Raw genomic sequence first — 13553 nt, 5'->3', positions numbered from 1 at the left:
CTTTGTCGAATCCACAGTAGAGCCGGGTCCGGCTCTGGCGCGTGGCCCTGCCAGTCCTAGGAAAGCCAGACACCCGTTCCGAGGATGCGCCGCCACTGCTAACCAGTTGGCGTCACTACGTCCTCCAGCATGGACCTGTCAAAGAAGCGGATCTCGCCCGTTGCCTGGAAGAACACTGGAACTACTGAAGTGTTCGCATCCTTTGAGGTCTCGTAGATCTCGGGCGCGCTCCCGTGTTTGCGCGCAATGGTCCCAATCAAGTCGGTGCCGCGAACCCGTACAGTTCGATATTTGTAGCTCATCTCGACCCTTTCATCAGCGAAGGCAAACCCTGCTCCTGAGGAGCACAGCAGCTCACCGTCATAGTCTCCTCCTCTTGCGGCGCTGGCGACCCCGACCTCGAAGTGGCGGTCGTCCGGGCGTACCCTGCATTCATGGACAACACCTTCGAGATCGAGGATTACCCGCAGCAACTCCGGAGTCGCCTCGAAATGAAGTAGCCCATGATGGGTTCGGTTGATGGGACCACATTTGATCGCGCGGGGATAGCGGCTTCGATGCCGCCCATATCGTGCAACGCTAAGTGCATGGACCTTGAAGTATCGCCCGTGCTCACGATTCCTGCGTCGGAACTCGGCTGGCGGTTCTCGCGTTCGTCCGGGCCGGGTGGGCAACACGTCAACACCTCGGACAGCCGGGTCGAACTCACATGGAATGTCGCCGACTCCGCTGTGCTCTCGGATGACCAACGGCTGATGCTGGTCACACGTCTCGGACCACGTCTCATTGCCGGGGTGATCACCGTGACCGCCTCCGCGCGGCGCTCCCAGCTGCGCAATCGCGAGATTGCCCTGGCCAAGCTCGCCGACCTCGTGACGGAGGGGCTTGCTCCCGATGCTGCTCGCCGCCGGGCCACCAAACCCACCCGGAGCTCGAAACGCCGGCACCGGGTTGCGAAGGAACAGCGGGCGGCGACGAAACTGCAACGAAGGCGGCCGTCCGCCGAGTAGCGCCTCCCATCGCTCGCCGCCGCCGGGATAGGGGCCGGGGTTCATCTAGACCCCGCACCGGCGATTGCCCTATCGTTGGGGAACCGAGCACTTTCGGCCCGACGCTCCGCATCGGAGGTACATGATGGGCATCATCTCGTCTGGATTTCACGGAAGACGACAGACCGGCAATCCGGCATTGCCACCTGGCCAATATGAAACCGAAGGCTTTCCAGTCCTCACCGCCGGCCCTGCGCCTCGAATCCACACCGAGGACTGGGAATTCTTCATCACCACCGAGGCCGGACAGCGCCATGCATGGTCCTGGGATACCTTCATGGCATTGCCCCAGATGGACATCCATACGGATATCCATTGCGTGACCAGCTGGTCCAAGCTCGGCACCACGTGGCGGGGTGTGTCCCTGGATACTCTGTTTGAAAATGTGGAAACCGGCTGCGAGTTCACGATGGCCCGCTCCTACGGCGGATACACGACCAACCTCCCCCTCCAGGACCTCCTTGGCGGCCGCGCATGGGTAGCCTGGGAATTCGACGGTGAGCCGCTTGAACGCGCACACGGCGGACCTGCCCGCCTCCTCGTGCCGCACCTCTACTTTTGGAAAAGTGCAAAGTGGATCAACGGCATCGAGTTGATGCAGGATGATGATCCTGGTTTCTGGGAGACCAACGGCTACCACATCCACGGCGACCCGTGGCGGGAGGAGCGCTACTCATGAGGCGCGCCAGATGAGCACGCAGTGGCGCGTTGCCGACGTCGTCAGCGGCATCCCCGAAACCGAAACGGCCAGAACCATAGGGCTCCGGGTGGACGGCCTGAACGGCAACCTCCCCGGCCAGCACATCGATGTCCGCCTCACTGCCGACGACGGGTACACGGCTGTGCGCTCATACTCGGTGGCCAAGGCAGGCATGGACGAAACCCTGGAAATCACCGTTGACGAATTGGCCAACGGAGAGGTCTCCCCCTATCTGGTCAGGGAGCTGGCGGTCGGTGACCAGCTGGAGATCCGTGGTCCCGTGGGTGGCTGGTTCGTCTGGAATCCGATGGATACAAACCCCGTCCAGCTGATTGCCGGAGGATCAGGCATCGTGCCGCTCATGTCCATGATCCGCGCCCATCATGCATCGGAAAATCCGGCGCAGTTCCGGCTGCTCTATTCACTCAAGTCACCCGAAGCCGGGTTCTATCGGGAAGAACTCCAAGCCTTGGGGCAGGAATCCCGCAAGCTGATCATCGACTACGTCTACACACGCAAGACGCCAGATGGCTGGCCGGCTGCTCCGCAACGGCTCACGGCCGAAACCCTGCTGGCCAACATCTTGCCGACTGATCCCGCCCCGGACATTTTCATCTGCGGCCAGACGGTCTTTGTGGAAACGGTCGCGGAATGGCTCGTACAGGCGGGATATCCCACCGCCTCGATCAAGACCGAGCGCTTCGGCGGAACAGGAGGAACCCGGTGAGTGGCAACAACGGCTCCGGTTCTCCAGGTGCTGGAGATCCAGGCTTCGAGGACCAGGACATCGCTGGAATCGCAGGCAACGCGGTACCCCATCTGGACGGAAACGCGGTGGCAGGACCGCTATGGGAACTGTTCCGCTTCGATATCGTCGCAGCGATCGGTCGATGCAAGCACTGCGGCGCGGTCCGCGTCTTCGGGGAGACGATGGTGTACGTTGACGCACCGGGAATCGTTGTCCGCTGCGCTTCCTGCGAGGGCGTGCTGCTGCGCCTCGTAGAGACTCCCACCCAATACTGGCTCGACGTGAGCGGACTCAGCTATCTGCAGATCGACCGCGAAGGCTAGCCAAAAAACGGTATCCGCTTGTCGTTCATGCAAGGGAGCACATCATGGGAATCATCGTCGTCGACTTGTTCAGTACCCTTGACGGGGTATACCAGGCACCCGGCGGGCCGGACGAAGATCGCGAGGGCGGCTTCGAGTTCGGCGGCTGGCAGGGGCCATACTTCGACAAGGAGTCGGGCGAAGCGATCGGAGCGGGCATCGAACGCCTCGACGCGCTTCTCCTCGGCCGGAAGACCTACGACATCTTCGCCGGTTTCTGGCCCACTGCCCCGGCCGACGACCCAATCGCCGCCCGGTTCAACACTGTGCCGAAGTATGTCGCATCCCACACGCTGACCGACCCCGCTTGGGCGGGGACGACGGTGCTGGCGGACGTCGGATCGGAGGTCCGCGAGATCCGCGAACGCTACGACGAAACCCACGTCATCGGCAGCGGTGGCCTCCTCCAGACCCTCCTCACCGAGGACCTCGTCGACCGGCTGAATCTCTGGCTGTACCCGGTGACGTTCGGCAGGGGCAAGCGGATCTTCCGCGACGGGACGGTTCCCGCCGCTTTCACGGTCGCCCAGCCGCCGCGGGCCTTCCCGAAGGGCGCGATCTGGCTCGTCTATGAGCGGGCGGGCGACGTGGTGACGGGTATTGACATGGAGGCGGAACGCGCGGAGACATGACAGCTGCGGCCACGGACAGGAGGTTGGCTGAGCCTGCCAAGCTCGGCGGAGAACCGATGCTTGGCAGGGATGTTTAAGGCAGACTGGTGGCGTGAGCGGAATCCGGTGGGTGCTACACGTCGATCTCGACCAGTTCATCGCGGCGGTCGAAGTGCTCCGGCGGCCGGAGCTTGCGGGCAAGCCGATCATTGTCGGCGGCCGGGGCGACCCCACGGAACGGGCCGTGGTATCGACCGCATCCTACGAAGCCAGGGCGTTCGGCGTCGGTTCCGGCATGCCTTTGCGGATTGCGGCCCGGAAAGTGCCCGACGCCGTGATCCTCCCCGTCGATCAGGAGGCCTACCTCGCGGCGTCTGAAACGGTGATGGCTACCCTGCGCGAGCAGCCCGGCGCCACCGTTCAAGTGCTGGGTTGGGATGAAGCCTTTATAGGCACCGAGACAGAGAATCCGGAAGCCTACGCCCGGCAGATACAGGCCGCTGTCCTGGAGCGAACACAGCTGCATTGCAGCGTGGGCATCGGCGACACCTTGGTCCGGGCCAAGGTGGCCACCGGTTTCGGCAAGCCGGCCGGCGTCTTCCGTCTCACTGCCGGGAACTGGCTCGACGTCATGGGCAGTCGGCCCACCAAGGACCTGTGGGGCGTCGGGGCCAAAGTATCGGGCCGGCTGGCCAAACTCGGCATCAATACAGTCGCCGAGCTGGCCGCGTCCGACCCCCAGGACCTGGTGCCCGAGTTCGGCCCTAGGATGGGCCCTTGGTACGCGCAGCTCGGACGCGGGGACGGCGCCAGCGTTGTGGACGACACCCCGTGGGTTTCCCGCGGGCATAGCCGGGAAACCACCTTCCAGCAGGACCTGATCGTCCCCGCCCAAATACACGACGCCGTGAAGGAGCTGACAGCGCGTGTCCTTGAGGATGTTGTGGCCGAAGGACGGCCCGTGGTTGGGCTGACCCTCAAGGTTCGGTACGCGCCGTTCTTCACCACCACCCATGCGAGAAAGATTCCCGAGACTTTCGACCGGAGCGAAATCCTCGCGCGGGCCTTGGACCTCGCAGCGGGAATTGAAGCGGGCCGTCCGATACGGCTCCTGGGGCTGCGGGCCGAAATGGCTATGCCGGACGATGCACGGACGGGACATACGCCCACGCGTGGCGGTTGGTGACGGCGTCGGGTGACGTTGGGGCGCTCGGCAATGGCCGAATGGGGAATCCGTGCTACTCAGTGGGCTCGTAGAGCACCTAGATGAAGTGCACGCCGACAAATGCCAGCGCTGCGATGAGACCCCAAGAGAGCATCGCTGCGATGATGGCCCTGCCACTGGTCTGGAGCAGGGACCGGACCTGAACTGAGGTTCCAAGCCCGTACAGGGCTGCGGCAAGCAGGAGGTCCTGGACCGTGCCAGCAACTTCGAGGACAACCGGCGGCAGGATCCCCAGCGTCCGCAAAACGATCATCGCCATGAACCCGGCCACGAAGAGCGGGATCACCGGAGGGAGCTTGATGGCGGTATCCTCAGCGCCGTTTGCCGTCCGACGGCGGCGGAAGCGTGCCACCAGCGCGGCTCCGGTGACCATCGGCGCAAGCATCAGCACGCGGGTGAGCTTGATGATGAGCGCGACGGCAAGGGAAGCAGCACCCGCCGTCTGCGCCGTTGCCACAACCTGCCCCACATCGTGGACGCTGGCTCCTACCCAGTAGCCGAACTGGACAGTGTCCAGGCCAAGGGGTCCCTTGAGCGCGGGAAGGGCCGCGATCGCCAGCGTTCCGCACAGGGTCACAAGGGCGATTGGAACAACGGTATCGCGGTGATCCGTTTTGGTGACTCCACTCATGGCCCCGATGGCGGAGGCGCCGCAGATGGAGAATCCCGTTGCGAGAAGCAGGGGCTGATCGCCCGGAAGTTTGAGTGCCTTGCCCAGGACCAGCGTTCCCAAAAAGGTCAGCAGGACAATACCAACCACGATCGCCAGCGTCTTCCAGCCCAGCGCACCTACATCGACCAGGCTGAGTTTGAGACCCAACAGAATGATTCCCAGCCGCATGAACCTCCTGGCGGAAAGCACCAGCCCGGGCTGCAGGACTCCCTCTACGGCGGTGCTGATCCCGGGGAGATTTGCAGAAAGAATTCCCAGCATTACTGACGCTGTCAAAAAGGGCATCACCGGGACGGTCGAATGGATCAGCCAGGCGACGGCGACGGCGGCCGCCGCCGCCATCAGTCCGGGCAACCGCTTGTTCCGCAAGCCTCGGGGAGGCAGCGCATCCTGCCGTCCGTCTTTTGCCGGTGTGGCAACGTCTTGTCTCATGCTTGTCTGCGATCCTCCCGGAGCCGGCATGCGCCAGGCCCTCGCTGGATCTCCTGGCTGCTCATCTCCTAATTGTCGGCCGGAATATGGTCTCGAGATAGCCGTCTTCTTTACATGTGGGTATATCAAAATCGCAACACATTTCTCATTGTTATATGCTTGGCGCATGGCAAAGTGGCCGGATCTGACCGTACTGGAACTCGTGGTTGGAGTGGACGATTACGGAAGCCTCAGCGCTGCCAGCCGGCGGGTGGGCCTGGCTCAACCCAACGCGAGCCGATCCATCAGAGTGATGGAGCGCCAGCTGGGCATGACCCTGCTGCAGCGCAGTCCAACGGGTTCCACGCTCACCCCCCAAGGCACGGTCGTGGCCCATTGGGCGCGAAGAATCCTCGCCGAAGCACGGCAGATGCTGGAGGCTACCGATTCCCTGCGCGCGGAGAGACGGACCGAACTGACGGTAGCTGCCAGCATGACCGTCGCCGAACACCTGGTGCCCAGTTGGCTTGGCACATTCGGAAGGCTGCACCCTGAAGTACGGATACACCTGCTTGTCCATAATTCCGCGCAGGTTTTCGAGGATGTGAGCAGCGGAGCCTGCGATATAGGCTTCGTTGAATCTCCAACCATCCCCCGGACCTTGCACAGCCTCACCGTGGCCCGCGACGAACTGGTCGTCGTAGTTCATCCCAAACACCCATGGACCCGGCGACGGGAGCCGATCTCCATTGCCGAACTAGCATCAACATCCTTGCTTGTCCGTGAACCGGGGTCGGGCACCCGCATCACGCTTGACCTTGCACTGGCCGAGTACCCGCGTGCGGCTCCCTTGCTCGAACTTGGCAGCGCGGCCGCTATCCGTACAAGCGTTTTAGCCGGCATGGGTCCTTCAGTGATGAGCACCCTTGCAGTGGCAGACCAGGTAAAAGCCGGAGAAATGAAGATCATCCCAGTCCAGGATCTTGTCCTCCATCGGGCGTTGCGCGCGGTGTGGGACGGACCCCGCCAACTATCAGGTCCGGAAGCAGAGCTCGTGCGGCTTGTTCGTAGCCCGAGAACATCCCAAAACTAGACTTCACGACCAACGCCCGGCAGAGGAAGAGGGGCGCCGCAGCGATAGGATCTCTGGGAACCAAGCTTCCCGGACGATCCCGAAAGAACTTCACCACATGCCGCATCTTGACGCCACCCTCCCGCTCCACACCCTGCCGCAGATGCTCCTGGACGTTTCCGCCGTCGAGCGCAATATCGGTATCAAAGAGGCGTGGACCCGGGAGCACGGCATGGTGCTGGCCCCGCACATCAAGACCACCATGACGGGCGAGATTGTCCGCCGGCAGTTGCCCGGCTCCTGGGGCGTGACCGTAGCGACCACCGCGCAGGCCGCGCAGGCCATAGAGTGGGGTGCCACCCGGATCCTCATTGCGAACGAAGTCCTGTTCCGGGGCCACCTCGAGCAGTTGCGTGCCTGGCTGGCCGCCTCGCCGGAGCTGGAGATCTACTGCCTGGCCGATTCCGCGGCGGGCGTCCGGGCCATGACCGAGGTGTTCGAGGACTCCCCCCGGCCGCTGAACGTACTGATCGACGTCGGAACCCCCGGCGGCCGCACCGGGATCCGCAGCGAGGCCGAGGCCGGGCCCCTGGCCGCGGAGATCCGTGCCGCCAGCAGCCTGCTGCTAGCCGGCGTCAGCGCCTACGAGGGCGTGGCACCGAACACCCGGACGGATGAAAACCTGGCCGGGATCGACTCGCACTGCCGCTTGGCCCGCGACATTTTCGATGCATTGCACCCCACTTTCGAGGTGGAGCTGCCGGTCTTCAGCAACGGCGGTTCGGCGTTCCAGGACCGTGCAGCCGCGTTCCTGCCGCACAGCGCCTCAGTCAACGTGCTGCGTTCGGGCTGCTACGTGGTGCACGACCACGGCACCTACCAGGGCGTCTCCCCGGTCCCCGGCCTCGCCGCCGCGGCAGTGGTGCGGACGCTGGTCATCTCCGCCCCGGAAGCCGGGCGCGTTGTCCTGAACGCGGGCAAGCGCGAGTTGGCGTACGACGCCGGCCTGCCGGTGATCGTTTCCCGGTACCGTAACGGGGCCCTCCTGCCTGCCGGTGCAGACGCCACGCTGACCCGACTCTTCGACCACCACGCCATCGTGGACGACGCCGAGGGCCTGCAGGTCGGCGACATCGTGGACCTGGGCATCTCCCACCCCTGCTCGGTGTTCGACCGCTGGCGCGAGGTAGTCGCGGTCAGCAATGACGCCGTCGAGACCTGGCGGCCGGTGTTCTAAACGGTTCTCCAAGCGGCAGGCATCCGGAAGCGGATCGGCTCGAGTCGACGGCTAGTACTTGTCCGGAGAGTCGATCGACTCTCCCATGGCGATTTCGGGTGCCGCGTTCGGGTCGCCGCCGACTGAGCCGATGAACGCCTGGATCTCGGGATCACCGAAGAATTTCTGGAATGCCTCAGCCGATTCCCATTCGTCGACCACGAGGACAAACCCGTCCCCGATCGCGAACTGGTGGTGGATAGCGCCTGCCGCCCGACCCCGCTCGCCCCACTGGCGGTACTCGTCAGCGCGGTCCACCAGAGACGTGGCGAACACGCTCGTGTCACCGGAAACCTTGGTTGTGATGATGACGGACATGGTGATGACCTCCTATGGAGTGAATTCAGCTCGTGGCAGCCCGCCCACGACGATGCGCCTGAGCGGTCTGACACGTGGATGACCTTACTCACTCCGCGTTGAAACCGCCCGAGTGGCCACTACCTGTCATTGGCCGCCACCTATTCAAGGTTCGCTAGTTACTGAAACCCGGAGGACGACGACCAGCCCGGCCTATGGCCGTGTCGCGAATTCAACGTGCAATTGGTCGGATTCGACGTCACTGACGGAATTCGAGGGCGTCAAGCAATCGTTTCACCGAGCCACCGAGGTTCCAGTCGGTAGCAAGACGCTCGAGTTCAATGCGCGCGTCTCCGACGACGGGATGTAGCAGCGCTCCCGCCTCTTCGAGTGTGGGCAGTGCGAGGTCGCGCACGACTTTCACAACAACTGGAGCAACCGTCAGGTAGTCGGCGGAGGCGGCGAGTTTCGACCTCACGGGCGCGGACAGCCCGCTGTCTGGATCCACCGCGGCCGCGAGCAACTCGTCGAGCGTGCCGTACGCCGCGAGCAACGACGCCGCGGTCTTTTCGCCGATCCCGGCGACGCCCGGCAGCCCGTCGGAGGCGTCGCCGCGCAGCGTCGCGAAGTCGGCGTACTGTTCGGGCAACACGCGATACTTGCCGACAACGACAGCATCGGTCACTTCCTCAAGGTTCCTCATGCCTCTCGCCGTATAGATGACCCGCACCTGGCGTGCGTCGTCGACCACCTGGAACAGATCCCGGTCGCCCGTCACGACGTCGACAGGAAGCTCCGCGTGGCTGGCATAGGTGCCGATGACATCGTCGGCCTCATGTCCGGCAGCTCCGACGACGGCGATGCCCGCGAGGTCGAGCACCCGGCGGATCATGGGAACCTGCACCTGCAGCGCGTCCGGCACCACTTCCACGTCGGGAGCGCCCGCCACCGCCTCCGCAACCCGATGCGACTTGTACGTCGGGATGAGGTCCACCCGCCATTGCGGACGCCAGTCGTCGTCCCAGCACGCCACCAGATGCGTCGCTCCATAGTCGGTGGTGAGCCGCGCGATCATGTCCAGCAGGCCGCGAACGGCGTTCACCGGAGTGCCATTGGCGCGGCGGATCGAATCGGGTACGCCGAAGAAGGCACGAAAGTACAGCGACGCGGTATCGAGGAGCATCAGGCGGTGGGGCATAACCGATCCTTACATCCGCACGCCCTGATTGGGTGGACCTTGTGCGTTTTCGGACAAGGCCAGGAGCGGCGGCGATCCGGCCGAGGCGGTTGTCGAAGCGCACCCGTAGCGCGTCAAGGCTGCCTCTCGCCTCGAAAAGCGGCGGGACCTACTGTGGAGCTATGGACGCCGCAGCAGCACACACCTTTGCGATTCCGCCGGCAATTCACCGCCCCACCACTGCCGTTGAAGACGTCATCACCCTCGCGGCAGGCGTCTGGCTCCTCATTGGAACCTATGTTGACGGCTGGGCGCACAACAACCTCCGCGACCTCGAGACGTTCTTCACTCCGTGGCACGCGATTCTCTACTCGGGCTTCGCGGCCTGCGCCCTCTGGATCGCCGCCCTGACCTGGCGCCGGCACGCCCCCGGCTCGCGGTGGACCGAAGCGATCCCCGCCGGATACGGGGCCGCGGCAGCCGGGGTCCTCCTCTTCCTCATCTCCGGGGCGGCCGACTTCGCCTGGCATTCGGTGTTCGGCGTCGAGCAGGGCCTCAAGGCCCTATTCAGCCCGTCCCATCTGGGGCTCGCCACCGGCGGCTTCCTCATCCTCGGCGCGCCGTTCTCCGCAGCATGGCACTCGCCCCAGCGGTCCTGGCCACGGCTGATCCCCGCCGTCGTGAGCGCTATGCTCTCTGGCATGGTTGCCGCGTTCATCCTGCAGGAGTTCGCGGTCTTCGCACGCCATGGGCTCATCCAGACATACACCGGCGCTGCCGGGGCGCAGCCCGCGGTGACGATTCCGACGTCGTCGTCCGTCATGGTCTCTTTGGCATCGTTCTTCGTCTCAACGGCCGTGCTCTTCGTGCCCGCCCTCTTGCTGTCGCTGCGTTGGCGCCTGCACCCAGCGGTGCCCGCGGCCATGGCACTGCTCCCCTCTGTAGCCCTGCAGGTCATGGTCGCACTTCGGGACGCCTGGCTCGTGCCGGTGGCCCTCGTCGGTTCCGTCCTCGTTGGAGTGGTGTGGGCGGTGGTGCGCCCCACCCCGGACCGTAACGCGAGGCTCATGACCGTTACAGGCCTCTCCCCCGTCGTGTTCTGGGCCCCGTACTTCGCTGGTGTGGCGCTCCACGACGGCGCACTTAGCTTCTCCCCTGAAATTTGGGGCGGGACGCTCGCATGGACCGGACTCGAAATGCTCGCGCTGGCCGTGCTCACCCTCAAGGTGCGAGCCACAGCAGGACGAAAGTCCCGCCTGGTGGGGGACCAGACGGGACGCTGACCGCTAGACGCACTCCGGGCGATACGTCGGATCTGCGGGGCCGCTCTGGAGAAGCGCATTGGAGACAAGGGACCACACGTTCGGATCGTTGGGAGATTGATCGTGTTCGAATGTGTCCAGAGGGCAGTAGTCCTGGAGCACAAGGTTGGACACCTGCTTCACCGACCCAACAAGAGCCTGGCTCGAGTGAGGGGTAACGACCTCGTCGTATCGGGTCGAGATCACGGTGTAGGACGGGCCGGGTACGGCGTCGCCTATCGAGTTGAGCTCAGCCATGAACGCCGACCCTGCATGCTGGTCAGTGCAGGCCTGGCACAGGGTGCTCGTTGCGGTCGTGTCGAGAATCATCCCAGCAGGCGACGGCGCGATGAGGCCTTGTGTGCCGTGGTTCGACGGCGCAATGCCGACGAGGTGGTTGACGTACTTGGCGCCGCCGAGGAAGCCGATGTAGTACCGCGGCATCATCCCGCCTTGGCTGTGCCCGACGAGATCGACCTTCTTTGCACCCGTCGCGCCGAGGACTGATTTCACGAACGTCGCAAGCTCAGCTGCGGAGTCCCGAATCGCCCCGCTGGCGGGGACACCATTGACCACCCCGTAGTTGAGCGCGAAGACGCAGTACCCCTGGTCCTTGAGCACGGGTGAAAGCAGTGCCCAGTTCTTGTACATCGTCTCGAACGTTCCGGGGACAAGGACCACGGGGTACGGATGCACGCTCGACGGCTTGCACGTCCAGTCATTGGCCCCGGGCGGGTCTGGCGAGATCGAGTCGGCCTGAGCCGAGGGTGAGGCGAAGAGTCCAATCGTGAGCAGCGCGGTGGCGAGCACGGCGGTGAGTCGGAATCGGCGCATGGCCTGCCTTTCTCCTGGCCGCGAACCCCTATGTCCGCGGCATCCCTAGCTACTTTGCGGTAACTTACTGGCGGGTTGCAATAGCGTGCGGACATCCTGAGAAAACGTGCATCCGCTGAGTCGGCCCGGACCGGGTCGGATGCCACACCAGTCACTAGAGTCGCCACAGGTCTCATAGGACCAGGGCTTAAGACACACGAGAGTCCAAAGCACGCACATCCTTCCAGTCCTCGCGACAGGCAGGCAGCCGAGAGCAGCCCGCGCCACGAGGCTGCCTATCGCGGCGACCACGCCCGACCCTGTCCAAAAATACCTGCCGCCACCGGTCAGTTCTAAGTTGCCGTTGGCAGTCAGAAAAATCGCGTGAGATTGGTCAGGACTACCGGGGCCAGGATCAACAGGGCGAGAATCCATCCTGCGCGACGGCGCCGCGCCCGGTCCACGAGGGTGCGGAGCGCGGCGAATTCATGCTGAAGAGCTGCGACGTCCGCACCGGCCAGCGGGTTCCGGTGCCAGGTCCCGGGCCGGACGGCCGCCGCTGCAGCAAGGTCTACCTGCCTTGGCGTCAGCACAGTCGGGCGGCCGTTGAGCCAACGCAGGAGCTGCCGGTCCGTGACCACGGCGACGCCGGAGGGGCTTTCCCTGACCGTCATGCTCTTGGGGGCAACGATGACGACGACGCCGGAGACTTCCACGGCGTGGTTCGCCGCGCTTGTAAGGAGCTTCGCCGCGCGGGCTGATTCATAGCTGGCGTTGTGGAGGTGGCGCTGCTTCTTGCCCGCGACCATCAGGGTTTGCCCGGCCACCCAAACGGATTGACCCGCATGGTTCTTGGTATTGAGGGTGAAGACCCCTGCCGGACCTATCAGGACGTGATCGATATCCGATGTGCCGGCGCCGACCGGGACGGCGTGCAGGACCGTCCATTCAGGCCCTAGATGTTCAAGGATCCTCCCCACTGCTACCTCTCCGAGGGCGCCCTTGTACCAGGGGAGGTTTTCCGGGCTCAGCGGGTCAACACCGAAAATACGCCCCAAAAGGGACCGCGAGGGCGCACTGTCCCTGTCGACCAGCAGCTTCTCGATGACCGCCTGTCCCGGGATCCGGTCGCCCAGCCCGTCGCCTTTTAGGATGCCATCGGGTCGTGGCGGAAAATCCTGTGATGCAGAGCCAAATGTCATGAGGTTCCCTTATCCGTCAACACGAAGGCCCCGCCGGCTGGGCCAGCCACGCCATGGCCTCGTTCCTGGACGTGAAAAAGCGGCTGGGACATGGTGGCTTGTGGACGCCGAGGAAGAAGCTGGCGATGACCCGATCCACTGGGCTGGACCCGAGCAATGCGATCCGCGAGGCGGCGCAAGTGGAGAAGATGGATCGGGCATCCCGGCTGAGAGCCTCCGTCATTGCCATGTCGACCAGCAACGGGTGTTCGGACCCCCGGCAGACTTCGTCGACGGCCACCATTGCCGCGAGGGCATCGGCGGCTTCGATGGTGCCCTTCGGTGTCCAGATCACGTGGACAACGCCATCGGCCCGCAGTTCCACCGCGCCTTTGGCGCCTTTGGCGCCCTTGACGCTGGAATCCGCGAGGCTCCTTCCGGTCCCGCCCGTTAGTCCGTACGCCTCCTGCAGTTCAGGCTGCCGCTGATGATCCCACGCTGTTCGGGTCATCGAGGCCTCGTCTGACTCTTCGATCAAAGTCATCGCGACGGGTGAGAGACACTCGACATGGCCGGTTTGAAGTACTCTCCGACGGGGTCGACGGGGCGCAGGATCCCGTCCGGGCTGGCCAGCTGGAGCATCGTCATGACCGCCTG

At 64.3% G+C, this 13553-nt stretch carries 16 protein-coding genes; 9 read left to right on the top strand and 7 right to left on the bottom strand.

Annotated elements, in window-relative coordinates; genetic code table 11:
* Positions 1-98: 98 nt before the first annotated feature.
* Entirely contained in the window at positions 99-473 is a 375-nt protein-coding gene (locus tag ACX5I4_RS10295) for a hypothetical protein (protein WP_461836566.1), read from the bottom strand.
* Between the two features lie 114 nt (positions 474-587).
* Here ACX5I4_RS10295 and arfB point away from each other — a divergent pair, with 114 nt between their 5' ends.
* The 6 genes from arfB to ACX5I4_RS10265 all read left to right on the top strand — a co-directional run bounded on the left by arfB (position 588) and on the right by ACX5I4_RS10265 (position 4656).
* Entirely contained in the window at positions 588-1010 is a 423-nt protein-coding gene (gene arfB / locus ACX5I4_RS10290; RefSeq protein WP_461836565.1) for an alternative ribosome rescue aminoacyl-tRNA hydrolase ArfB, read from the top strand.
* 124 nt (positions 1011-1134) lie between these two features.
* Complete coding sequence (locus ACX5I4_RS10285) at positions 1135-1728, top strand: sulfite oxidase-like oxidoreductase (RefSeq protein WP_461838692.1); 594 nt, start codon at positions 1135-1137, stop codon at positions 1726-1728.
* 10 nt (positions 1729-1738) lie between these two features.
* Positions 1739-2476 (top strand): ferredoxin reductase, encoded by a 738-nt coding sequence (locus ACX5I4_RS10280; RefSeq protein WP_461836564.1) that lies wholly within the window; start codon positions 1739-1741, stop codon positions 2474-2476.
* Complete coding sequence (locus ACX5I4_RS10275) at positions 2473-2820, top strand: DUF6510 family protein (RefSeq protein WP_461836563.1); 348 nt, start codon at positions 2473-2475, stop codon at positions 2818-2820. The genes ACX5I4_RS10280 and ACX5I4_RS10275 overlap by 4 nt, the downstream gene beginning before the upstream one ends.
* Positions 2821-2864: 44 nt before the next feature.
* Positions 2865-3491: a dihydrofolate reductase family protein gene (locus ACX5I4_RS10270; RefSeq protein WP_461836562.1), complete on the top strand. Its 627-nt coding sequence runs from the start codon at positions 2865-2867 to the stop codon at positions 3489-3491.
* Positions 3492-3582: 91 nt separating this feature from the next.
* Positions 3583-4656, top strand: coding sequence for a DNA polymerase IV (locus ACX5I4_RS10265; RefSeq protein WP_461836561.1), 1074 nt, complete (start codon positions 3583-3585; stop codon positions 4654-4656).
* 76 nt (positions 4657-4732) lie between these two features.
* Here the strand turns inward: ACX5I4_RS10265 and ACX5I4_RS10260 are convergent, their stop codons facing one another.
* A complete protein-coding gene (locus tag ACX5I4_RS10260; protein WP_461838691.1) occupies positions 4733-5710 on the bottom strand; it encodes a YeiH family protein in 978 nt (325 codons plus the stop codon).
* 256 nt (positions 5711-5966) lie between these two features.
* On the opposite strand from ACX5I4_RS10260, the gene ACX5I4_RS10255 reads away from it, so the two are divergent.
* A complete protein-coding gene (locus tag ACX5I4_RS10255; protein ID WP_461836560.1) occupies positions 5967-6872 on the top strand; it encodes a LysR family transcriptional regulator in 906 nt (301 codons plus the stop codon).
* 97 nt (positions 6873-6969) lie between these two features.
* Positions 6970-8088: an alanine racemase gene (locus tag ACX5I4_RS10250; RefSeq protein WP_461836559.1), complete on the top strand. Its 1119-nt coding sequence runs from the start codon at positions 6970-6972 to the stop codon at positions 8086-8088.
* A 51-nt stretch (positions 8089-8139) separates the two neighbouring features.
* Here the strand turns inward: ACX5I4_RS10250 and ACX5I4_RS10245 are convergent, their stop codons facing one another.
* Entirely contained in the window at positions 8140-8445 is a 306-nt protein-coding gene (locus ACX5I4_RS10245; RefSeq protein WP_461836558.1) for a hypothetical protein, read from the bottom strand.
* Between the two features lie 238 nt (positions 8446-8683).
* A complete protein-coding gene (locus ACX5I4_RS10240; protein WP_461836557.1) occupies positions 8684-9622 on the bottom strand; it encodes a 5'-3' exonuclease in 939 nt (312 codons plus the stop codon).
* A gap of 161 nt (positions 9623-9783) precedes the next feature.
* On the opposite strand from ACX5I4_RS10240, the gene ACX5I4_RS10235 reads away from it, so the two are divergent.
* Complete coding sequence (locus ACX5I4_RS10235; RefSeq protein WP_461836556.1) at positions 9784-10884, top strand: hypothetical protein; 1101 nt, start codon at positions 9784-9786, stop codon at positions 10882-10884.
* A 3-nt stretch (positions 10885-10887) separates the two neighbouring features.
* Here ACX5I4_RS10235 and ACX5I4_RS10230 read toward each other — a convergent pair whose 3' ends face one another.
* The 3 genes from ACX5I4_RS10230 to ACX5I4_RS10220 form a co-directional block, all read right to left on the bottom strand.
* Positions 10888-11736 (bottom strand): esterase/lipase family protein, encoded by an 849-nt coding sequence (locus ACX5I4_RS10230; RefSeq protein WP_461836555.1) that lies wholly within the window; start codon positions 11734-11736, stop codon positions 10888-10890.
* A gap of 350 nt (positions 11737-12086) precedes the next feature.
* Positions 12087-12917, bottom strand: coding sequence for a nuclease-related domain-containing protein (locus tag ACX5I4_RS10225; protein WP_461836554.1), 831 nt, complete (start codon positions 12915-12917; stop codon positions 12087-12089).
* 16 nt (positions 12918-12933) lie between these two features.
* Positions 12934-13407, bottom strand: a complete 474-nt coding sequence (locus ACX5I4_RS10220; protein ID WP_461836553.1) for a DUF7793 family protein — start codon at positions 13405-13407, stop codon at positions 12934-12936.
* Positions 13408-13553 lie beyond the last annotated feature (146 nt).

It is taken from the genome of Arthrobacter sp. MMS24-S77, assembly GCF_054888235.1.
The sequence above is the reverse complement of the archived record's forward strand: the minus strand, read 5'-3'. Positions and strand labels throughout refer to the sequence as shown.